Raw genomic sequence first — 21019 nt, 5'->3', positions numbered from 1 at the left:
AGATTGGACATTGAGAGAGGGCACAGTCAACCACAGGAAGCGACCAAATATTATTTCCATATTGGAAATAATGGGAACGATAATCTCCTATTCTTACAAGAGAGCCTGCAGATCGTTGATGCGATCGTTCACCAGCCAGCCGTAATAGTTTTCTTCCGGCCAAAGCGGCTGCTCACCACCTGCCGCACGTTGGCGGTTTTTCTGAGCGAGCGCGGCGGCGCGCTGCTGTGAGCCACCGACATTATAAAGCGTCGAGGTAAGTCCAGCGTTCTTCGAGATGTCCATATCGGCGATGGACTTGTAATCATCAATCGATTTGCGGATCGAAGCGGCCATGAAGGCCAGCGAACGATCAGGATCCATGATCGCGGTGTAAACGGCGGCGGCGTCGTTCTCGTCCAGCTTTTCATACCCGGATGTCTTCGACACAATGTCCGTCAGCATGAGCGCCGTCAGCGGGTTGATCTGACCAAGGCCGAAGGTCTGTCCGGCATAGAAGGGCTGAAAGAACACGGCGCTGAAACGGTTGTCAGGATAAGAAACACCATCCACGGTCTTGCCACGGAAGCTGTCTTCCCAGACATCTTCACGGCAGCTCCAGAGGGTGTAGGAATCCTTTTTCGACTGACACCTGGAAAATTGAGGATGTGTCAGGAACTGCACGACCGACTCGTCCTTGTAGCCGAAGCGGAAGCTGTTGCCCGCATAGGAGGCCGCCTTGACGTAATAGGATTGCAGGCGATCATAGGCATCGACGTTATAGGTGTGCTCGCCGACGATCGCGCCAATCATGTGGATAGGATCGATACCGTAGCGTCCGGCCGTCGTCTTGATTTTACCGATCAGCGCCTTGTCCGAGGACAGAAGCTCGATGACCTTCTGGTATTTGCGCTCGAAAGACGTATTGGAGGCTTTCGTCCGGCGGGCGGATGCTCCAGGTACCCCCGGCTGTTCCGAATTGCGGTTTCCAGGCGGCACAATTGTCGCGGCTTCGGCAAACGAAGACGAAACAGTCGTAAAGGTCAGAGCAACGGCAACTGCCAGAAGAGTTTTACGCACGAGCGAATGCCTTTTCTCAGGCCGGCGTGTCGAAAACAAGGTTCGGAAATACCGGCCGCGTCCATAAAGCGGTTCCAATCGGAACGCGGAACCTCTCCCATAAACAAATTGCGGGGCGAAGGCGAGACAAGGCTGATAAAATAAAAGAGTGCGGCAAATATGGCCGCACTCTTCTTATGATTTCGTGGCCATATTCAGAGAATATAACGCGACAGGTCAGTGTCGGCAGCCAGATCGCCGACGTGCTTGCGCACATATTCCTGATCGATCTTCACCGACGAGCCACCGCGATCAGGCGCATTGAACGAAATCTCGTCCAGAACACGTTCCATAACCGTTTGCAGTCGACGCGCACCGATGTTCTCAACCGACGAGTTGAGGTGGACGGCGACATCGGCCAAAGCATCGATCGCGTCATCGGTAAATTCGAGATCGAGTTCTTCCGTCGCCATCAGCGCCTTGTACTGGCGGATCAGGCTCGCTTCGGTTTCCGTCAGTATCCGGCGGAAATCTTCCTTCGTCAGCGGCTTCAGTTCGACGCGGATCGGCAAACGGCCCTGAAGTTCCGGGAGAAGATCAGAAGGTTTCGCGACGTGGAAGGCACCGGACGCAATGAAGAGGACGTGATCGGTTTTCACCGGGCCGTACTTGGTCGAAACCGTCGTGCCTTCGACAAGCGGAAGCAGGTCACGCTGGACGCCTTCGCGCGAAACGCCGGCCCCCATGCCGCCGTCACGGGCAGCGATCTTGTCGATTTCGTCGAGGAACACGATCCCATCGTTTTCCACGGACTTGACCGCCTCGCGCTGGATCATTTCATTGTCCAGCAACTTGTCGGACTCGTCGCGAATAAGATCGGCATAGGATTTGGAAACGGTCGTGCGAACCTTCTTCGTGCGTCCACCCATGGCCTTGCCGAACATTTCCGACAGATTGAGTACGCCGATATTGGCGCCCGGCATGCCGGGAATTTCGAAACCGGGCATCCCGGAGCCGGCATCCGCCACCTCGATATCGATTTCCTTGTCGTCAAGCTCTCCATCGCGAAGCTTCTTGCGGAAGTTTTCGCGCGTCGCCGGAGAAGCCGTCGAGCCGACCAGAGCGTCGAGTACACGCTCCTCGGCACTTGCGTGCGCCTTGGCCTGAACTTCGGCGCGCTTCTTTTCACGCACGAGGCCGATGCCAATTTCGACCAGATCGCGGACAATCTGCTCAACGTCACGACCGACATAGCCGACTTCGGTGAATTTGGTGGCTTCGACCTTGATGAACGGCGCACCGGCCAGCTTGGCAAGGCGACGGGAGATTTCCGTCTTGCCGACACCGGTCGGCCCGATCATCAGGATATTCTTAGGCATAACCTCATCGCGCAGGCTCTCATCGAGCTGCTGGCGACGCCAGCGGTTGCGCAATGCAATTGCCACCGCACGCTTGGCGTCGTGCTGACCGATAATGTAGCGGTCCAGTTCCGAGACGATTTCCCGGGGAGAAAAAGTGGTCATTCTATCCTCTCGGCTTTTCTGATCCGACCGGCCATGACGGCCCGGTCCACAGAACCCATTGGTGAGAAAATCGGGTGAGACAAAATCGTTATTCGGCGTCGAGCGTTTCGACGACGAGGTTATGGTTGGTATAAACACAGATATCGGCGGCGATATCCAGCGCCTGACGTGCCACGTCTTCGGCGGACTTGTCGGTATCCATCAAGGCGCGGGCTGCGGCGAAGGCATAGTTGCCGCCGGAGCCGATGGCTATTGCGCCATGTTCCGGTTCAAGCACGTCGCCATTGCCGGTAATGGCAAGCGTCGTCGACTTGTCTGCAACCAGCATCATGGCTTCCAGATTGCGCAGATACTTGTCGGTGCGCCAGTCCTTGGCGAGTTCCACGGCGGCGCGCATGAGCTGGCCCGGATATTGTTCGAGTTTCTTCTCGAGACGATCCAGCAGCGTGAACGCATCCGCCGTCGCACCGGCGAAACCGGCAATCACCTCACCTTTGCCGATGCGGCGAACCTTGCGGGCATTTCCCTTCATGACGGTCTGGCCAAGGCTTACCTGACCATCGCCAGCCATAACGACCTTGCCGCCCTTTCTGACTGTAATAATAGTTGTCATCAAACACCTGTCTGCCCATACCGGGCCTGGGGTTGGCGGGCCGTATCCCGGCCCTTTCGGGATCTATGTAAGTCTGGTTTTCGTGATTGCAATCGTCCCGCCAGCGCGCGCAGTTTCCGGCCTTAGACAAGACGATGGAATAACTGGATATTTGCGTTCCGTGCTGATAAGGAACGGCAACATTTTCACGGAGCGGCCAAGATGGCAGAACGTAAAGGCGAGATTTCCCGCAAAACCAACGAGACTTCGGTTTCGGTGAGCGTGAATATCGACGGCACCGGCAAATCGACAATTTCCACCGGCGTGGGATTTTTCGACCATATGCTGGAGCAGCTCAGCCGCCATTCGCTGATCGATATGGAAATCGATGTCAAAGGCGATCTGCATATCGATGACCACCACACCGTCGAAGACACCGGCATCGCCATCGGCCAGGCCATTGCCAAGGCGCTGGGCGACAGGCGCGGTATTGCCCGTTACGCCTCGCTCGATCTCGCCATGGACGAAACCATGACAAAGGCAGCCGTCGATATTTCCGGGCGTCCGTTCCTCGTCTGGAACGTGAATTTTTCTGCTCCAAAGATCGGCAGCTTCGACACCGAGCTGGTGCGCGAGTTCTTCCAGGCGCTTGCCCAGAATGCCGGCATCACGCTGCATATCCTGAACCATTACGGCGCGAACAACCATCATATCGCCGAAACATGCTTCAAGGCCGTTGCCCGTGTTCTTCGCACGGCAACCGAGATCGATCCCCGGCAGGCAGGCCGCGTTCCCTCTACCAAGGGCATGCTGGCCTGACCGCAAGCGCTGTCAGGAAGCCCATGACGAGCTATCTGGTTCTCGAAGCCCCCGGCGGGCCGGACACAGACCACAGAACGACCCGCTTCATTGCAGACCGTTTTGTCTGGCTGGCGCTTGTCGCGCCATGGCTGTGGCTGGCCGTCAATCGGCTGTGGCTTGCGGCAACAGCCGCATTTGCCGTTCTGCTTCTGGCCGGACAAATCTCGACATTGGCCGGATTCGAACCCGCAGGTTTTATCGTCGGCATCGCCATATCCCTTATCACGGCTCTGGAGGGACGGAATTTCCTTATCCGCCAGCTTGTGAAAAAGGGTTGGCAGATGAAATCCATCGTCACCGCCCCTGATCTTTCAACGGCCGAAGACCTATATTTCTCAGAACGCTCCACAGACATAAGAGACGTGGCGATCCCCATGCCAGAGTGGACTCCACATCCGGAGAAAACCTCTGGGAACAGCTTCATCAACGATCCATCAGGATCGTTTCTATTCGATCTAAATGGAAGGCGCTGACATGCGTGTCGCGATCATCGACTACGGTTCAGGCAACCTGCGCTCTGCCACAAAAGCTTTCGAGCGCGCCGCCCGCGAAGCCGGCATCAATGCAACCATCGACCTGACCGACAAACCGGATCACGTCGCCTCCGCAGACCGCATCGTGCTGCCAGGCGTTGGTGCCTATGCCGATTGCCGGGCCGGTCTTGATGCTGTCTCCGGCATGCATGAGGCTCTTGTCGAGGCCGTCGAGCACAAGGCGCATCCGTTCCTCGGCATCTGTGTGGGCATGCAGCTGATGTCCTCCCGCGGGCTGGAAAAGACCGTGAGCAAGGGCCTCGGCTGGATCGAAGGCGACGTGGTGGAAATGACCCCGTCCGATCCGAACCTCAAAATTCCACAGATCGGCTGGAATACGCTGGAAATCCGCCATGCGCATCCCCTGTTCGACGGGATCAGGACCGGCTCCGACGGCTTGCACGCCTATTTCGTGCATTCCTACCATCTGGCTGCGAAACATTCCGCGGATGTCATCGCCACCACGAGCTACGGCGGTGCGATGACGGCATTTGTCGGTCGTGACAACATGGCGGGGGCGCAGTTCCATCCGGAAAAGAGCCAGACGCTCGGCCTCGCCCTCATTTCGAATTTCCTGCGCTGGAAGCCCTGACATGATCCTTTTTCCCGCAATCGACCTTAAAGATGGCCAGTGCGTTCGCCTAAAACTCGGCGATATGGAACAGGCGACCGTCTACAACACCGATCCTGCCGCACAGGCCAAAGCCTTCGAGGATCAGGGCTTCGAGTGGCTGCATGTCGTCGACCTGAACGGCGCGTTTGCCGGTGAGAGTGTCAATGGCGCGGCCGTCGATGCCATTCTCAAAGCCACGAAAAATCCGGTTCAGCTCGGGGGCGGCATCCGCACGCTCGACCATATCGAAGCATGGCTATCGCGCGGGCTTGCCCGCGTCATTCTCGGCACCGTCGCAGTGCGTGATCCGGTTCTGGTGATCGAAGCCTGCAAGCGCTTTCCGGGTCAAGTCGCCGTCGGCATCGACGCCAAGGGCGGCAAGGTCGCCGTCGAGGGCTGGGCGGAAGCGTCCGAGCTTGGCGTGATCGAACTTGCCAAGCGTTTCGAAGGCGCTGGTGTGGCCGCGATCATCTACACGGATATCGACCGCGACGGCATTCTTGCCGGCATCAACTGGGCTTCGACGCTCGAACTTGCCGGTGCCGTTTCCATTCCGGTCATTGCTTCGGGTGGTCTTGCCTCCATCGATGACATCAAACGGATGCTGGAGCCGGATGCGGCAAAGCTCGAAGGTGCGATTTCAGGCCGTGCGCTCTATGACGGACGTATCGACCCGGCAGAGGCACTGGCATTGATCAAGGGGGCACGCGCATGACACTCAAGTCCCGTATCATCCCCTGCCTGGACGTTAAAGACGGTCGCGTCGTCAAAGGCGTCAACTTTGTCGATCTGATCGACGCAGGCGATCCCGTCGAGGCCGCGAAAGCCTATGACGCGGCAGGGGCGGATGAACTCTGCTTTCTCGACATCACGGCGTCGTCCGACAACCGCGACACGATTTTCGATGTGGTGTCGCGAACGGCCGATCATTGCTTCATGCCGGTGACGGTCGGCGGCGGCGTTCGCAGTGTAGCCGATATTCGCAAGCTTCTGCTGTGCGGTGCTGACAAGGTTTCGATCAATTCCGCAGCCGTTAAAGACCCGGATTTCGTGGCGCAGGCCGCCGACAAGTTCGGGAACCAGTGCATCGTCGTCTCCATCGACGCCAAGAAAGTCTCGGGCCGCGGTGAAGCGGATCGCTGGGAAATATTCACGCATGGCGGACGACAATCCACTGGCATCGATGCCGTCGAGTTCGCCATCAAAATGGTCGAGCGCGGCGCTGGTGAATTGCTTATCACGTCCATGGATCGCGACGGCACAAAGAGCGGTTACGATATCGCGCTGACACGTACCATCGCCGATCAGGTTCGCGTACCCGTCATCGCTTCCGGCGGCGTTGGAACACTGGACGATCTGGTCGCCGGCGTGCGCGACGGTCACGCAACCGCAGTGCTTGCAGCGTCGATCTTCCACTTCGGCACCTATTCCATCGGTGAAGCCAAAGCCTACATGGCCGATCACGGCATCGCCATGCGTCTCGACTGACAGCAGGATACACCATGAACGCATTTTCCCTTTCAGATCTGGAACGCATCGTCGCAACGCGTGCCGCAGCGTCCCCCGATGAATCCTGGACCGCAAAGCTCGTGGCCGCAGGGCAGGAACGAGCAGCGAAAAAACTTGGCGAAGAAGCCGTCGAGACGGTGATCGCCGCCATTGCAAAAGACCACGACGGCCTGAAAAACGAGGCCGCCGATCTGCTTTTCCACCTGCTGGTGGTTCTCAAGATCGCCGATATTCCCCTGAACGATGTTTTTGCGGAGCTTGAGCGTCGGACGGGACAAACCGGCCTCGAGGAAAAAGCATCGAGGCCGAAATCATGATCACCATGGCACGCAGCGGGGAGAGAGGCATGCCAGGGACACTTGATCATTTTCGTGCAGACGAATATTCACCATACCACTTCTTCAGTTCGGAAGAATGGGCCAAATTCCGTGCCGACACACCGCTTACTCTTTCCGGTGATGAGGTAAAGCGACTGCGTTCGCTGGACGATCCCATTGATCTGGACGAAGTGCGGCGTATCTATCTTTCGCTTTCCCGCCTGCTGTCATCACATGTTGAAGCATCGCAGCTTCTGTTCGAACAGCGCAACCGCTTTCTGAACATGGCGGACGTCAACAAGACGCCTTTCGTGATCGGTATTGCCGGATCGGTTGCCGTGGGCAAGTCGACGACAGCGCGTATCCTGAAAGAGCTTCTCGCACGCTGGCCGTCCAGCCCCAAGGTTGACCTCATCACCACGGATGGATTTCTTTATCCGAACGAGGTTCTGCGACGCGACAACCTGATGGAGCGCAAGGGTTTTCCGGAAAGCTACGATATCGGGGCGCTGTTGCGTTTCCTGTCTGCGATCAAGGCGGGTCAGCCCAACGTCAAGGCGCCGCGCTATTCGCACCTGACCTACGACGTGCTACCGAACGAGTTCACGATCATTGATCGGCCGGATATTCTGATCTTTGAAGGGATCAACGTGCTGCAATCGCGGGATTTACCAGCGGGCGGGCGGATCGTGCCGATCGTTTCCGACTTCTTCGACTTCTCGATCTATATCGATGCGGATGAAGATCTCATTCACAACTGGTATGTGAACCGGTTCATGAATCTTCGCAAAACCGCATTCCGCGATCCAAACTCGTTCTTCAACCGTTATGCCTCGATCAGCGAAGAGGCGGCGCTGAGCATCGCGGAAGGTCTTTGGCAGAACATCAACCTGAAAAACCTCCGCCAGAACATCCTACCGACACGACCACGCGCCGACCTTATTCTTAGCAAAGGCAAGAACCACTGGATAGAGACAGTGGCGCTGCGCAAGCTTTGATATGAGCAATGTCGCCTAGCGCATCGGCCCAAAAATCGCTTCCGATTTTTGGAAAGCAAGATGTGTAGATTCAAATAGTTAGAGCGTTCTTTGTGCGTTCGAAAGAATGTACGGCGCTCTAATCGCCAGAGGGCTTGCCGCGCATCTTCTTCACGTCCGAGCGGCCGGATTTCGCTTTCAGACGACGCTCGACCGAACCTTTGGTCGGTTTGGTCGCCCTGCGCACCGGTGGCGGCGGCGCTGCGGCCTCAAGAATAAGCTCTTTCAACCGTTCACGAGCGTCTTCACGGTTCCGTTCCTGGCTGCGGAACCGGCTGGCTTCCAGCATCAGCACGCCTTCTTTCGAAACGCGCCGTCCGGAAATCCTGATTGCATTGGCTTTGACCCGATCTGAAAGCGAGGGAGAGCCGGCAATATCGAAGAAAAGCTGAACCGCCGTCGAAACCTTGTTGACGTTCTGGCCGCCCGGCCCTCCGGCCAGCACGAATTGCTCCGTCAGCTCCCAGCCGGCAATCGTTATTCTGTTATTGATATAAAGCGGGGCGCTGGCCATGATTTTTCTCCGCGCCGGTCATGCCACAAATCCTCTAAAATGAAAACAGTGGCCCAAAACGGAAGAACCCGGCACGAGGCCGGGCTCCCTCCTCTCCCATGAATACGGGATTACTATTCAGCAGCAATCAGAAGGCCCGGCGCTGCATCGCGCACGGTGCTGTCGACATGATCCTCGAACTTTGTGAAGTTCGTGACGAACATCGACACCAACTTCTTCGCCTGCGCATCGTAGGCGGCACCGTCGGCCCATGTCGAACGCGGGTCGAGGATGGCATTGTCGACGCCTTCAAGCGACGTGGGCACCGCGAAACCGAAATTCGCATCGGTGCGGAACTGGGCGTTCTTCAGCTCACCCGTCAGGGCAGCCGTCAACAGGGCGCGCGTGGCCTTGATCGGCATGCGTTTGCCGATGCCGTAAGCGCCACCGGTCCAGCCGGTGTTGACCAGCCAGCAATCCACACCATGCTTGCCGATAAGCTCACGCAGAAGGTTGCCATACTCGGTCGGATGACGCGGCATGAACGGTGCGCCGAAGCAGGTGGAGAAGGTTGCTTCCGGTTCCGTCACGCCCTTTTCCGTACCGGCAACCTTGGCGGTGTAACCCGACAGGAAGTGGTACATGGCCTGTTCCGGCGTGAGACGGGCAATCGGCGGCAAAACACCGAAGGCATCCGCCGTCAGCATGATGATCGTCTTCGGGTGACCGGCAATACCGGTTTCCGACGCATTCGGAATGAAGTGCAGCGGGTAGGCGCTGCGCGTGTTTTCCGTCAGCGAATTGTCATTGAAATCCGGTACCCGGTTTTCATCGAGAACGACGTTTTCGAGGACGGTGCCGAAGCGACGCGTCGCTGCGTAGATTTCCGGTTCGGCTTCAGCCGAGAGCTTGATTGCCTTGGCGTAGCAGCCACCTTCGAAGTTGAAGATGCCATGCTCGCCCCAGCCGTGCTCGTCGTCACCGATCAGGGTGCGCGACGGATCTGCCGACAGCGTGGTTTTACCAGTTCCGGAGAGGCCGAAGAATACGGCGGAATCACCCGCAGGACCCACGTTTGCCGAGCAGTGCATGGGCATGACGCCCTTGGCGGGCAGCAGGTAGTTCAGAACCGTGAAGACCGACTTCTTGTTCTCGCCGGCGTAAGAGGTGCCGCCAATCAGCACGAGGCCGTTCGTCAGGTCGCATGCAATGACGGTTTCCGAACGGACGCCGTGACGGGCCGGATCAGCCTTGAAGCTCGGCAGGTTGATGATCGTCAGCTTCTGGCTGAACGATGCAAGCTTTTCCTTTGCCGGACGGATCAGCAGGTTGCGAATGAACAAAGAATGCCAAGCAAGCTCTGTCACGACGCGAGTCGGAAGGGCATTCTCCTCATCCGCACCACCGATCAGATCCTGAACGTAGAGCGTTTTTCCGGCAGCATGAGCCAGCATGTCCTTGTGCAGGATCGCGAAATGCTCCGGCGACAGCGGCTTGTTGTTGTCCCACCAGATTTTGTCTTCCGTAGAGGCATCACGTACGACGAACTTGTCCTTTGGGGAACGGCCGGTATGCTGGCCTGTCACGGCGCGAAGCGCACCGTCAATCGTCAGTTCAGCTTCGCCGTTACGGATCGCCTGTTCGTAAAGTTCGCTTTCATTGAGGTTATAAAAGACCTGAGAAACGTTCCCCAGTCCGAGCTCCGACACTCCGTTGGCAGGATTATGAACCCCAATCTCGTTCATGACGCGTTCCTTAGTTGGTGAAGGCAAGGCCGTTTAAATTTCCCTGAAAATACGCGGCACCTTTTGGAAACGCAAGAGCGCCATTTAAAATAATATAGCAATTTCAATATATTAATCGATTTAAAAGATTTTATTTCTTTTTAAATCGGTTTAATTCGCATGAAAATCCACCGGAATGCATTTCTGGAAATTTCCTCGCTGCAGGCGAGATCGTTCGTGGCGTTTTTGCTTTGCCACAATTTGTTCCACCTTTATACTCATGAGAGGAGCTCACGGCGCACAACCTTGGCTGGGTGAATGTCGGGAGTTACGATAGAATGACGATGGAGACCAACTACATGCAGACAATCGCGCTTGTGGACGACGACCGGAATATTCTGACTTCGGTATCGATCGCACTTGAAGCCGAAGGCTACAGGGTCGAAACGTATACGGACGGTGCTTCCGCGCTGGACGGATTGATCGCGCGCCCGCCGCAGCTCGCCATCTTTGATATCAAAATGCCGCGCATGGACGGTATGGAGCTGTTGCGCAGGCTTCGGCAGAAATCGGATCTTCCGGTTATCTTCCTCACCTCGAAGGATGAAGAGATCGATGAACTGTTCGGCCTTAAAATGGGTGCGGACGACTTCATCACCAAGCCTTTCTCGCAGCGTCTTCTGGTCGAACGCGTCAAGGCCATCCTGCGTCGCGCCAGCAGCCGCGAGGCGTCGGCCGCAACCGGCACCGCGCTCAAGCCGACACCGGACCAGCAGGCCCGCACACTGGAACGCGGTCAGCTTGCCATGGACCAGGAGCGCCACACCTGCACCTGGAAGGGTGAGCCGGTTACGTTGACCGTGACGGAGTTCCTCATCCTGCACTCGCTCGCACAGCGTCCGGGTGTCGTGAAAAGCCGCGATGCGCTGATGGATGCTGCCTATGATGAGCAGGTCTACGTCGACGATCGGACCATCGACAGCCACATCAAGCGTCTGCGCAAGAAGTTCAAGCTAGTCGATGGCGACTTCGACATGATTGAAACGCTGTACGGCGTAGGCTATCGCTTCCGCGAAGCGGCTTGAGGAAAAGCCAGAAAATATCAGCCACCTAATCCGTGGTTGAGAGGAAAATTGCGTGTTGAACAAATCGCCGGAAACCGTCACGGAAGACGACGATGCCGAGGATCGCGGCAGCGAACGACGGCACCGCATCCATCCGCTGACGATTATCCGGCGCATTTTCGGCAATGCGGTGTTCTCCAGTCTGACGCGCCGCATCCTTTTCTTCAACGTCGCGGCGACCGTGGTTCTTGTGGGCGGTATCCTGTACCTCAACCAGTTCCGCGAAGGACTGATCGATGCGCGCGTCGAAAGCCTGCTGACACAGGGCGAAATCATCGCCGGGGCAATCTCGGCATCCGCCTCCGTCGATACCAACTCGATCACCATCAATCCGGAAAAGCTGCTCGAACTTCAGGCGGGGCAGAGCATCACTCCTGCCCCGAATGACGAGGATCTGAGTTTCCCGATCAATCCGGAACGCGTTGCGCCGGTGTTACGGCGCCTGATTTCGCCGACGCGCACCCGCGCCCGGCTATTCGACGCAGACGCCAACCTGCTGCTCGATTCGCGCCACCTCTACTCGCGCGGACAGGTATTGCGGTTCGATCTGCCACCGGTCACGCCGGAAACCCAGACATGGGGCGAGTGGTTCGCAAGCCTTTTCAATCGCATGCTGCAACCTGGCAGCCTGCCGCAATACAAGGAAGCGCCTGGCGGTGACGGCTCGATTTATCCTGAGGTGATGAATGCCCTGACCGGCGTTCGCGGCGCAGTGGTGCGTGTTACCGAAAAGGGTGAGTTGATCGTCTCGGTCGCCGTGCCCGTTCAGCGTTTCCGCGCCGTGCTCGGTGTTCTGCTTCTCTCCACGCAGGCAGGCGATATCGACAAGATCGTCCATGCGGAGCGCCTTGCCATCATGCGCGTGTTCGGTATCGCCACGCTCGTCAATATCGTGCTTTCGCTGTTGTTGTCCTCCACCATCGCAACCCCGCTACGGCGGCTTGCGGCTGCGGCAATTCGCGTTCGCCGGGGGGCGAGAACGCGTGAAGAGATTCCAGATTTTTCCGCACGTCAGGACGAGATCGGTAACCTTTCCATCGCGCTACGGGAAATGACGACGGCGCTTTACGACCGCATCGACGCCATCGAAAGCTTTGCAGCCGATGTCAGCCACGAACTCAAGAACCCGCTGACCTCGCTGCGCAGTGCTGTGGAAACACTGCCACGCGCGAAAACGGAGGAATCGAAACAGCGGCTGACCGAAATCATCTTCCACGATGTGCGCCGTCTCGACCGCCTGATCAGCGACATTTCCGATGCGTCGCGCCTGGATGCCGAACTCGCGCGCGCCGATGCCTCACCGCTGGACCTTGATGTGTTGCTGAAAGGCTTGGTGGATATCTCGCTCCAGATCGGCACGAAGAAAAAGAGCGTCGCGATCGACTATGTGGTCGACCGGAAGCCAGGGACGAAACCATCTTTTGTCGTCAATGGACACGACCTTCGCATCGGCCAGATCGTCACCAACCTCATCGAAAATGCGCGCTCCTTCGTTACGGAAGACAGCGGGCGCATTACCGTGCGTCTTGCCCGTCATAAGGATCGATGCCTCGTTCAGGTCGAAGACAATGGACCCGGCATCCAGGCCGAGGACATCGACCGGATTTTCGAACGTTTTTATACGGACCGCCCGGCAAGCGAAGGTTTCGGCCAGAATTCCGGCCTCGGACTTTCGATCAGCCGACAGATCGCCGAAGCACATGGCGGCAGCCTGAAGGCGGAAAACGTTGTCGACAAATATGGTGTCATTTCCGGTGCGCGCTTCACCCTGTCGCTCCCGGCGGCCGAAACGCATGAGCGCTGAGCGTTTCAACCTGCATGCAACGGCGATCGTTGTCGGTGAAACCGGCATCGTCTTCACCGGCCCGTCCGGAAGCGGCAAAAGCGAACTGGCTTTCAGTTTCCTGACAGAGGCTGAGCGGTGCGGCCTATTTGCCGCGTTGATCGCGGACGATCAGATTTTCGTGTATCGCGACGGTGAAACGATCATGGCCGAGCGGCCGGAAACGATTGCCGGTCTGCTCGAACTTCGCGGCAGCGGGATCATTTCGATCAAAAGTGTTTCGCGTGCCGCCCTGCATTTTGCCGTGACCACCGTTCTTTCCGCGGAAAGCCCTAGGCTTCCTGACGAAAACGAGGCTCTGGCCCTGCCCTGCGGCGGGCAATTGCCGCTGCTGCGGATCCCGTTATCCAGCCTGACACCCTATGGAAAGTTTGCTGCGCTTGCTCAGAATCTTTTCAAGACCAACGTTCGGTGAAGACGATTCGGGCGATTTTAGGCTTGCGCTTCGCATTTTCCTCATCAAGATAAACGCCCACAGATGGACAGGATTGCCGCGTTGCGATAGTCGGCAATGAGAGTGCGTGTGCAAGGGAGCATTTCATGATCGGACTAGTGCTTGTCACCCATGGCAAGCTGGCTGAGGAATTTCGTCATGCAGTCGAGCATGTCGTCGGTCCTCAGAAATTGATCGAGACGGTCTGTATCGGTCCCGAAGACGACATGGATCAGCGCCGGCAGGATATTATCGATGCCGTGGCGCGCGCCAACGATGGAAATGGCGTCATCATCCTGACCGACATGTTCGGCGGCACCCCCTCCAATCTGGCTATCTCCGTGATGGATAGCGGAAATGTCGAAGTGATTGCGGGCGTCAATCTGCCCATGCTCATCAAGCTTGCAGGCGTCCGAAGCGAAGACAACATGGACAAGGCTCTTCAGGAAGCCTCCGACGCCGGGCGAAAATATATCAACGTTGCGAGCCGCGTCCTGAGCGGCAAATAAGAAGATCAAGCATGTCGTCAAACTCCCGGGAACTGCTGATTGTTAACAAACGTGGCCTCCACGCCCGGGCCTCGGCGAAGTTCGTGCAGATGGTCGAGGGTTTCGATGCGACCATCACCGTCTCGAAAGATGGAATGACCGTCGGCGGTACGTCGATCATGGGCCTGATGATGCTGGCGGCAAGTCCCGGATGCAGCGTATATGTGGAGGCGAGCGGAAACCAGGCTGAGGAAGCTCTGGCCGCGCTGGAAGCGCTTGTTGCCGACAGGTTTGGCGAAGAAGCCTGATTTCTCCGCCATATAAAGACATAAAGACTTCTTTATATCATTATTGCCAGATCGGCTGTAGCCTGCTAAACCCGCTGCTACGTTTTCAAGGCCGCGCCCATCAGCCCGGCATTTTTTGATCTGGAGAACCGCATGAGCGTTGAGAAGGACTATATCGTCGCCGACATCAACCTTGCTGGCTTTGGCCGCAAGGAACTGGACATTGCCGAAACCGAAATGCCAGGCCTGATGTCCTGCCGAAAGGAATTTGGCGAGAGCAAGCCGCTGAAGGGCGCACGTATTTCCGGCTCTCTCCACATGACGATTCAGACCGGCGTTCTGATCGAAACGCTGAAGGAACTCGGCGCCGATATCCGTTGGGCTTCGTGCAACATCTTCTCGACGCAGGATCATGCGGCTGCCGCGATCGCCGAAGCCGGCATTCCGGTTTTCGCCGTCAAGGGTGAGAGCCTGACCGAATACTGGGAATATACCGACAAGATCTTCCAGTGGGCTGACGGCGGCCTCTCCAACATGATCCTCGACGATGGCGGCGATGCCACCATGTACATCCTGCTGGGCGCACGCGCCGAAGCTGGCGAGGACGTTCTTTCCAACCCGGGCTCGGAAGAAGAGGAAATTCTCGTCGCGCAGATCAAGAAGCGCCTCAAGGCTTCTCCCGGCTGGTTCACCAAGCAGCGCGATGCGCTCAAGGGTGTGACGGAAGAAACCACCACGGGCGTTCACCGCCTCTATGATCTCAGCAAGAAGGGCCTTCTTCCCTTCCCGGCGATCAACGTCAACGACAGCGTCACGAAGTCGAAGTTCGACAACAAGTACGGCTGCAAGGAATCGCTCGTCGACGGCATCCGTCGCGCGACCGACGTGATGATGGCCGGCAAGGTTGCCGTTGTCTGCGGTTACGGCGACGTCGGCAAGGGTTCGGCTGCCTCGCTTCAGGGTGCAGGCGCACGCGTCAAGGTCACCGAAATCGACCCGATCTGCGCGCTTCAGGCTGCCATGGACGGTTTTGAAGTGGTGCGCCTGGAAGACGTCGTGTCCTCCGCCGATATCTTCATCACCACCACCGGCAACAAGGACGTCATCCGCATCGAGCACATGCGCGAGATGAAGGACATGGCCATCGTTGGTAACATCGGCCACTTCGACAACGAAATTCAGGTCGCATCGCTGCGTAACCTGAAGTGGACGAATATCAAGCCGCAGGTCGACATGATCGAGTTCCCGAAGGGCAACCGCATCATCCTGCTCTCCGAAGGCCGCCTGCTGAACCTAGGCAACGCCACGGGCCACCCGTCCTTCGTGATGTCGGCGTCGTTCACCAATCAGGTTCTTGGCCAGATCGAGCTGTTCACCAAGCAGGGCGAATACAAGAACGAGGTTTACGTTCTGCCGAAGCACCTAGATGAGAAGGTTGCGCGCCTCCATCTTGAGAAGCTCGGCGTTCGCCTGACCGAACTTTCTGACGTCCAGGCAGATTATATCGGCGTCTCCAAGACCGGCCCTTTCAAGGCTGAACACTACAGATATTAATTTTATAGTTAATATCCACGGAAATTGCACAACATGTAGATGCCGTGCGCTTGACAAAGCGCACGGCATCTTTTTTGCGCCCTCCCTTTCCGCCCATTTGTGAAGACGGTATTGTCTAAGGACTTGATTCGTGTGCGCCGGGCGGCGCTGCGAAATGGGATGTCTTGTCGAAGATGCGGCACACAGGACGGAGACAGACCGGGGATGTCGGTACACAATTCGGTTCCGTGCAAACGGATGGTTCAATGCGTTGATGGCGCGCCTGAAGGCGTATTGCCGCGCGCAACAATGCTGGGAAAATGCCAGCGCACATTCGGGGCCTTTCGGTCCGGGTTTTCAAGAATTTCGGCCTTGCTGGCCGGAACTTTTCTTGGCGGCTCCACGACGCTCGCCATGGCACAGGACGGCGCACAGGCTGCGACGGGTGCCCGGCTGTTTTCCTCTGGAGAAACGATCACCTACTCGCTGTTTGTAGGCATTCTGTCAGCAACGCTGTTTTCGATCGTATGGCTGGTTCGCCAGCGCGGCAACATCGAAGCGGAAAGCAGCGAATACCGCCGGGCACTTGCCGAATCCCATCACAAGATCACGAAATACGAGGCGCTTGTTTCCGACAAGAGCCGCCGTATCGTCATCTGGGACGGCGCCGACCAGCGCCCCGAGTTCCTGGGACAGCTGCCCATTGAGACCGGAGCACCGCAGGCTGATCACGACTTTCTGGCCTTCGGACGCTGGCTGAAACCCTCGTCTGCCAGTGCACTCGAAAAATCCATCGAGAAGCTTCGCAGCCATGCACAAAGCTTCGATCTGACGGTCGAAACGCAGCGCGGCGAAGTGATCGAAGTTCAGGGCCGCGTTTCCGGCGGCAACGCTTTTGCACGGTTCGTTGCCCTCAACAATCTGCGGGCCGAACTCGCGGAACTGCAGGTCGAGCGCGAACGCCTGATTTCCTCGATCTCGACATTCCAGGAACTTCTCGATTCACTGGAGCAGCCGGTCTGGCGCCGCAACGGCGACGGTGAACTGATCTGGGTCAACCACGCCTATGCGCAGTCCGTCGATGCGCGGGACGCGGCACTCGCCATTTCCGAAAAGCGCGAATTGCTGAACACCGTGACACGACAGAAGATACGAGCAGCGGCGACGCCTGACTCTCCCTATCACGACCGCATTTCGACCGTCGTTTCGGGTAATCGCACATTCTTCGATGTCGTCGACGTCAAGACGGCGGGCGGTTCGGCTGGTATCGCAATCGAGGCAACCGAAGCGGAAAACCTGCGCGAAGAACTGAAACGCGTCCTGAAAAGTCACGCCGAAACACTGGATCATCTGGCGACACCCGTTGCCATTTTCGATGGTCGACAGCGGCTGCAGTTTTACAACCAGGCGTTCGTCAGCCTATGGGGCTTCGATCTCGTTTTCCTCGAAAGCAACCCTGATAATTCACAGCTTCTCGACCGCCTGCGCAGCGCGGGCAAGCTGCCGGAACAGCTGAACTGGAAGAACTGGAAAGAAACGGCGCTTTCCGTTTACCGTTCACTCGACACCAAGACGGACCTCTGGCATCTGCCGAACGGCCAGACGCTGAGGGTCATCGCAACGGCGCACCCGCAAGGCGGTGCGACGTGGGTATTCGAAAACCTGACCGAGCAGGTTGACCTCCAGACCCGTTACAACACGCTGGTGAAGGTTCAGGGCGAAACCATCGATCACCTCGCCGAGGGCGTTGCCGTGTTCGGCGCCGATGGCCGTATACGTCTTTCCAACCCGGCATTCCGGGCTCTGTGGGGCATTACCGCCGATCAGGCCGAAACAGGCACACATATTCGCGGCATCGAAACGGCGTGTGAACAATCTTACGACAAGCCCGATGGCTGGCGTGACTTCAGCCGCTTCATCACAAGCTTCGATGACGAGCGACCATCCAAGCAGGGCACGCTGGAACTGCTTTCCGGTCTTGTCCTCGATTACGCGATCATTCCGCTTCCGGATGCGCAGACTATGCTGACCTTCGTCAACATGACGGACAGCGTACGCGCCGAACGGGCGCTGAAGGAAAAGAACGACGCACTTCTCAAGGCCGACGAGCTGAAGAACGACTTCGTGCAGCATGTCTCCTACGAACTGCGATCCCCGCTGACCAACATCATCGGTTTCACCGATCTCCTCAAAACGCCGGGGATTGGCGATCTGACGGACCGGCAGGCAGAATATCTCGACCACATCTCCACATCGTCGTCCGTCCTATTGACCATCGTCAATGATATTCTCGATCTCGCGACTGTCGACGCAGGCATCATGCAGCTCAACTATTCGGACAACGATCTGAACGAGTTGCTCGACGATGTTTCCACGCAGATCAACGACCGCCTGCAGGAAAGCGGCGTATCGCTTGAAATCGTTGCTCCCGCGCACCTTGGGACACTGGTTGCCGACCATCAGCGCCTGAAACAGATCCTGATCAAGCTTCTGACCAACGCAATCAATTTTTCTCCGGACGGCGGCTATGTGCAGCTCAGCTGCCAGCGCAGCGAAGGCGATTTCGTATTCTCCGTGGCCGACAATGGTCCTGGCATTCCCGAAGACATGCTCGAGACGGTTTTCGATCGTTTCTCGACCCATGGCAACGGCGGACGCAAGACCGGCGCAGGCCTTGGTCTTTCGATCGTTGAAAGCTTCGTCAGCCTTCATCATGGAACGGTGAATATCGACAGCCGCCCCGGCAGCGGCACCGTCGTAACCTGCCGCATTCCTTCCGACGTCAATCCGCATTCCATCGCTGCAGAATGACCGGTACGATTCCGCCCCTTTCCATTTTTCTCGCCGATGAAGCCGAGACGATCCGGCTTGGCGAGGAGCTGGCTTTGACCGTCAGGCCTGGCGACTGCATCGCACTGGTTGGCGATCTGGGAGCGGGGAAATCGACATTGGCCCGTGCGCTCATCCGCGCCATTGCCGACGACGAGATGCTGGAAGTTCCCAGCCCTACCTTCACAATCGTCCAGTCCTATGCGCTTCGTTTTCCTGTTGCGCATCTCGATCTCTACCGCCTTTCGGATGTCTCCGAGCTGGATGAGCTTGGCATCGACGAGATGCTGTCGGATGGCGTCTGCCTGATAGAATGGCCGGAAATCGCCGCCCGCGATTTGCCGAAGGATAATACGATTACTCTTTGTCTGACGCATGAGGGCAATGGTCGGCTTGCGACCATCGAAGCGCCGCCCAAACAGCACGCACGGCTGGAGCGCGTCCTCGCGATCCGGAGTTTCCTTGAAGCCAACGGCAAAAAAGGCGCTTCGCGGCGCTATTTCAGCGGCGATGCCTCCTACCGCACCTATGAGCTGGTACGCGACAGGAGCACGCAATATGTGCTGATGGACTGGCAACCGCCGCCCCGCGGGCCGATCCTTCAGGATGGCAAGACCTATGCCGAGATCGTGCACCTTGCGCGCGACGTAAAGCCCTATGTGGCGATCAGCCATTATCTGACGTCAAACGGCTTTTCGGCACCTGATATCGTCGCCAAGGATTTCCAAAGCGGGATTCTACTGCTCGAAGATATAGGTCGCGATGGCGTGCTGGATGATGAAGGCATCCCCATCGAGGAGCGCTATCTGCAAAGCGTTGCGTGTCTCGCTGCCCTGCATGAAGCCCCCGCCCCTGGTTCCATCGCGCTTACCGATGGCACGAGTTATAACGTGCCGCCCTTTGACCCGGATGCGATGAAAATCGAAACCTCGTTGCTGGTGGAATGGTATCTGCCACATATTCGCGGCGTCGATAAGATCGATGAAAGCGAAAAACAGGCGTATTTCGCTGTCTGGGATCAGTTGATCGAAGCGCTTTCCGGTACGGAAACCGGCCTGCTGCTGCGCGATTTTCATTCGCCCAACATCCTTTGGCAAAACGATAAATCCGGAATCGGTCAGGTCGGCCTCATCGATTTTCAGGACGCGATGATCGGGCCCAGTGCCTATGATCTGGCCTCCATCGTTCAGGATGCGCGGGTGACGATTTCACCCGACCTTCAAGCGCGTCTGATGCAGCATTATCTCGACATTCGCCGCAGGAATCCTGTCTTTGACGAAGCGGCATTCCTCAAAGCCTTCGCGATCATGAGCGCGCAGCGAAACTGCAAGCTGGTGGGCATATGGGTGCGGCTGATGAAGCGAGACGGCAAGCCGGGTTACATGAAACACATGCCTCGCACCCTCGCCTATCTTCGCTCCGCGTTGGCGCATCCCGATCTTGCGCCGTTGCGCGGCTGGCTTTCAGGCGCTGGCGTAGACCTCAATTCATAGCAAAGCTTTCGACATGACGATCAGACAGGCAATGGTGCTGGCAGCGGGTCTTGGTACAAGAATGCGCCCCATCACCGATACGATCCCGAAGCCACTCGTCAAGATCGCCGGAAAGCCGATGATCGACTATGCGCTCGACGTTCTGGTTGCCGCGGGTGTGGAAACGATCGCCATCAATGTTCACCACCATGCGGACCAGATGCTTACGCATCTAAAAACCCGCAAGGATGCCGAGATCCTGATTTCGGACGAGCGGGCCGAGCTGATGAATTCCGGTGGCGGTCTGGCCAAGGGTCTGAAGCTTCTATCCCCCGGGCCGGTACTCGTCATGAACGCCGATCTGTTCTGGATCGGAGAACGACCCGGCGAGAAGACAAGCCTGCAGAAGCTTGCCGAATTCTTCGACCCGGAGCGAATGGACATGGCGATGCTCTGCGTCGACATGGATCGCACCACCGGGCACAACGGCAAAAAAGATTTCAACCTCGCCGCGGATGGCCGCTTGTCTCGCTATCATGAAGGCGAACCGCATCCGGTCGTTTATGCCGGTGCGATTGCCATGGATAGCCAGCTGCTGGACGACGCACCTGCGGATGCCTTCAACCTCAACATCTATTTCGACCGCGCCATCGCCGGGAACCGGCTTTTCGGCCTCCCGCTTGTCGGTCAATGGATTACTGTCGGCACACCGGATGCTATAGAAGATGCGGAAAGAACCATCACCGCATATTCAACTAGACAGTGAGACA

At 57.4% G+C, this 21019-nt stretch carries 21 protein-coding genes; 16 read left to right on the top strand and 5 right to left on the bottom strand.

From position 1 onward, the window contains the following. Nucleotides 1-93: 93 nt before the first annotated feature. From N7578_RS22575 to hslV, 3 genes are all read right to left on the bottom strand, one after another. Complete coding sequence (locus N7578_RS22575; protein WP_311112444.1) at nt 94-1059, bottom strand: DUF1402 family protein; 966 nt, start codon at nt 1057-1059, stop codon at nt 94-96. Between the two features lie 194 nt (nt 1060-1253). Continuing rightward, on the bottom strand, nt 1254-2561 hold the full coding sequence (hslU, locus tag N7578_RS22570; protein ID WP_311112443.1) for an ATP-dependent protease ATPase subunit HslU: 1308 nt from the start codon (nt 2559-2561) through the stop codon (nt 1254-1256). An 88-nt stretch (nt 2562-2649) separates the two neighbouring features. Then, entirely contained in the window at nt 2650-3174 is a 525-nt protein-coding gene (hslV, locus tag N7578_RS22565) for an ATP-dependent protease subunit HslV (protein ID WP_311112442.1), read from the bottom strand. A 201-nt stretch (nt 3175-3375) separates the two neighbouring features. Here hslV and hisB point away from each other — a divergent pair, with 201 nt between their 5' ends. The 7 genes from hisB to coaA are packed head-to-tail and all read left to right on the top strand — an operon-like array spanning nt 3376 to nt 7984. Beyond that, nucleotides 3376-3972: an imidazoleglycerol-phosphate dehydratase HisB gene (gene hisB / locus N7578_RS22560; RefSeq protein ID WP_311112441.1), complete on the top strand. Its 597-nt coding sequence runs from the start codon at nt 3376-3378 to the stop codon at nt 3970-3972. A 23-nt stretch (nt 3973-3995) separates the two neighbouring features. Then, complete coding sequence (locus N7578_RS22555; protein WP_311112440.1) at nt 3996-4487, top strand: DUF2628 domain-containing protein; 492 nt, start codon at nt 3996-3998, stop codon at nt 4485-4487. A gap of 1 nt (nt 4488) precedes the next feature. Next, the gene (hisH, locus tag N7578_RS22550) at nt 4489-5139 is read left to right on the top strand and encodes an imidazole glycerol phosphate synthase subunit HisH (RefSeq protein ID WP_311112439.1); all 651 of its coding nucleotides are present in this window, start codon (nt 4489-4491) and stop codon (nt 5137-5139) included. Nucleotide 5140: 1 nt separating this feature from the next. Continuing rightward, nucleotides 5141-5875 (top strand): 1-(5-phosphoribosyl)-5-[(5-phosphoribosylamino)methylideneamino]imidazole-4-carboxamide isomerase, encoded by a 735-nt coding sequence (gene hisA, locus N7578_RS22545; RefSeq protein ID WP_311112438.1) that lies wholly within the window; start codon nt 5141-5143, stop codon nt 5873-5875. Beyond that, entirely contained in the window at nt 5872-6648 is a 777-nt protein-coding gene (gene hisF / locus N7578_RS22540; RefSeq protein WP_311112437.1) for an imidazole glycerol phosphate synthase subunit HisF, read from the top strand. The genes hisA and hisF overlap by 4 nt, the downstream gene beginning before the upstream one ends. A 14-nt stretch (nt 6649-6662) precedes the next feature. Next, a complete protein-coding gene (locus N7578_RS22535; protein WP_311112436.1) occupies nt 6663-6986 on the top strand; it encodes a phosphoribosyl-ATP diphosphatase in 324 nt (107 codons plus the stop codon). Between the two features lie 5 nt (nt 6987-6991). Continuing rightward, nucleotides 6992-7984 (top strand): type I pantothenate kinase, encoded by a 993-nt coding sequence (coaA, locus tag N7578_RS22530; protein ID WP_311112590.1) that lies wholly within the window; start codon nt 6992-6994, stop codon nt 7982-7984. Between the two features lie 118 nt (nt 7985-8102). Here coaA and arfB read toward each other — a convergent pair whose 3' ends face one another. Together arfB and N7578_RS22520 are read right to left on the bottom strand one after the other, a co-directional pair. Then, complete coding sequence (gene arfB / locus N7578_RS22525; RefSeq protein WP_311112435.1) at nt 8103-8537, bottom strand: alternative ribosome rescue aminoacyl-tRNA hydrolase ArfB; 435 nt, start codon at nt 8535-8537, stop codon at nt 8103-8105. A gap of 113 nt (nt 8538-8650) precedes the next feature. Then, nucleotides 8651-10261 carry a phosphoenolpyruvate carboxykinase gene (locus tag N7578_RS22520; RefSeq protein WP_311112434.1) on the bottom strand — a complete coding sequence of 537 codons (1611 nt, stop codon included), beginning with the start codon at nt 10259-10261 and terminating at the stop codon, nt 8651-8653. Nucleotides 10262-10599: 338 nt separating this feature from the next. On the opposite strand from N7578_RS22520, the gene chvI reads away from it, so the two are divergent. From chvI to N7578_RS22475, 9 genes are all read left to right on the top strand, one after another. Continuing rightward, nucleotides 10600-11325, top strand: coding sequence for a two-component system response regulator ChvI (gene chvI, locus N7578_RS22515; protein WP_311112589.1), 726 nt, complete (start codon nt 10600-10602; stop codon nt 11323-11325). A 52-nt stretch (nt 11326-11377) separates the two neighbouring features. Then, nucleotides 11378-13168 (top strand): two-component system sensor histidine kinase ChvG, encoded by a 1791-nt coding sequence (chvG, locus tag N7578_RS22510; protein ID WP_311112433.1) that lies wholly within the window; start codon nt 11378-11380, stop codon nt 13166-13168. Next, on the top strand, nt 13158-13622 hold the full coding sequence (locus N7578_RS22505) for an HPr kinase/phosphorylase (RefSeq protein ID WP_311112432.1): 465 nt from the start codon (nt 13158-13160) through the stop codon (nt 13620-13622). Before chvG ends, N7578_RS22505 begins: the two co-directional genes overlap by 11 nt. A gap of 125 nt (nt 13623-13747) precedes the next feature. Then, the gene (locus N7578_RS22500; RefSeq protein WP_311112431.1) at nt 13748-14149 is read left to right on the top strand and encodes a PTS sugar transporter subunit IIA; all 402 of its coding nucleotides are present in this window, start codon (nt 13748-13750) and stop codon (nt 14147-14149) included. An 11-nt stretch (nt 14150-14160) separates the two neighbouring features. Then, a complete protein-coding gene (locus N7578_RS22495; protein ID WP_311112430.1) occupies nt 14161-14436 on the top strand; it encodes an HPr family phosphocarrier protein in 276 nt (91 codons plus the stop codon). 132 nt (nt 14437-14568) lie between these two features. After that, a complete protein-coding gene (ahcY, locus tag N7578_RS22490; protein WP_311112429.1) occupies nt 14569-15969 on the top strand; it encodes an adenosylhomocysteinase in 1401 nt (466 codons plus the stop codon). A gap of 288 nt (nt 15970-16257) precedes the next feature. Then, entirely contained in the window at nt 16258-18759 is a 2502-nt protein-coding gene (locus tag N7578_RS22485; protein ID WP_422646740.1) for an ATP-binding protein, read from the top strand. Further along, nucleotides 18756-20270 (top strand): tRNA (adenosine(37)-N6)-threonylcarbamoyltransferase complex ATPase subunit type 1 TsaE, encoded by a 1515-nt coding sequence (gene tsaE / locus N7578_RS22480; RefSeq protein WP_311112427.1) that lies wholly within the window; start codon nt 18756-18758, stop codon nt 20268-20270. Before N7578_RS22485 ends, tsaE begins: the two co-directional genes overlap by 4 nt. 13 nt (nt 20271-20283) lie before the next feature. Beyond that, nucleotides 20284-21015: a nucleotidyltransferase family protein gene (locus N7578_RS22475; protein WP_311112426.1), complete on the top strand. Its 732-nt coding sequence runs from the start codon at nt 20284-20286 to the stop codon at nt 21013-21015. The last annotated feature ends 4 nt before the right edge of the window (nt 21016-21019 follow it).

It is taken from the genome of Agrobacterium tumefaciens, assembly GCF_031801495.1.
GTDB classification, from domain to species: domain Bacteria; phylum Pseudomonadota; class Alphaproteobacteria; order Rhizobiales; family Rhizobiaceae; genus Agrobacterium; species Agrobacterium tumefaciens_K.
Note: the sequence above shows the minus strand (reverse complement) of the source record. Positions and strands in the feature narration are given on the sequence as shown.

Bases quoted from the DNA above. Each gene is read 5' to 3' on its own strand.
- hslU (WP_311112443.1), bottom strand. From the start codon at position 2,561: ATGACCACTTTTTCTCCCCGGGAAATCGTCTCGGAACTGGACCGCTAC.
- hslV (WP_311112442.1), bottom strand. From the start codon at position 3,174: ATGACAACTATTATTACAGTCAGAAAGGGCGGCAAGGTCGTTATGGCT.
- hisB (WP_311112441.1), top strand. From the start codon at position 3,376: ATGGCAGAACGTAAAGGCGAGATTTCCCGCAAAACCAACGAGACTTCG.
- N7578_RS22555 (WP_311112440.1), top strand. From the start codon at position 3,996: ATGACGAGCTATCTGGTTCTCGAAGCCCCCGGCGGGCCGGACACAGAC.
- hisH (WP_311112439.1), top strand. From the start codon at position 4,489: ATGCGTGTCGCGATCATCGACTACGGTTCAGGCAACCTGCGCTCTGCC.
- hisA (WP_311112438.1), top strand. From the start codon at position 5,141: ATGATCCTTTTTCCCGCAATCGACCTTAAAGATGGCCAGTGCGTTCGC.
- hisF (WP_311112437.1), top strand. From the start codon at position 5,872: ATGACACTCAAGTCCCGTATCATCCCCTGCCTGGACGTTAAAGACGGT.
- N7578_RS22535 (WP_311112436.1), top strand. From the start codon at position 6,663: ATGAACGCATTTTCCCTTTCAGATCTGGAACGCATCGTCGCAACGCGT.
- coaA (WP_311112590.1), top strand. From the start codon at position 6,992: ATGGCACGCAGCGGGGAGAGAGGCATGCCAGGGACACTTGATCATTTT.
- arfB (WP_311112435.1), bottom strand. From the start codon at position 8,537: ATGGCCAGCGCCCCGCTTTATATCAATAACAGAATAACGATTGCCGGC.
- N7578_RS22520 (WP_311112434.1), bottom strand. From the start codon at position 10,261: ATGAACGAGATTGGGGTTCATAATCCTGCCAACGGAGTGTCGGAGCTC.
- chvI (WP_311112589.1), top strand. From the start codon at position 10,600: ATGCAGACAATCGCGCTTGTGGACGACGACCGGAATATTCTGACTTCG.
- N7578_RS22505 (WP_311112432.1), top strand. From the start codon at position 13,158: ATGAGCGCTGAGCGTTTCAACCTGCATGCAACGGCGATCGTTGTCGGT.
- N7578_RS22500 (WP_311112431.1), top strand. From the start codon at position 13,748: ATGATCGGACTAGTGCTTGTCACCCATGGCAAGCTGGCTGAGGAATTT.
- N7578_RS22495 (WP_311112430.1), top strand. From the start codon at position 14,161: ATGTCGTCAAACTCCCGGGAACTGCTGATTGTTAACAAACGTGGCCTC.
- ahcY (WP_311112429.1), top strand. From the start codon at position 14,569: ATGAGCGTTGAGAAGGACTATATCGTCGCCGACATCAACCTTGCTGGC.
- N7578_RS22485 (WP_422646740.1), top strand. From the start codon at position 16,258: ATGCTGGGAAAATGCCAGCGCACATTCGGGGCCTTTCGGTCCGGGTTT.
- tsaE (WP_311112427.1), top strand. From the start codon at position 18,756: ATGACCGGTACGATTCCGCCCCTTTCCATTTTTCTCGCCGATGAAGCC.
- N7578_RS22475 (WP_311112426.1), top strand. From the start codon at position 20,284: ATGACGATCAGACAGGCAATGGTGCTGGCAGCGGGTCTTGGTACAAGA.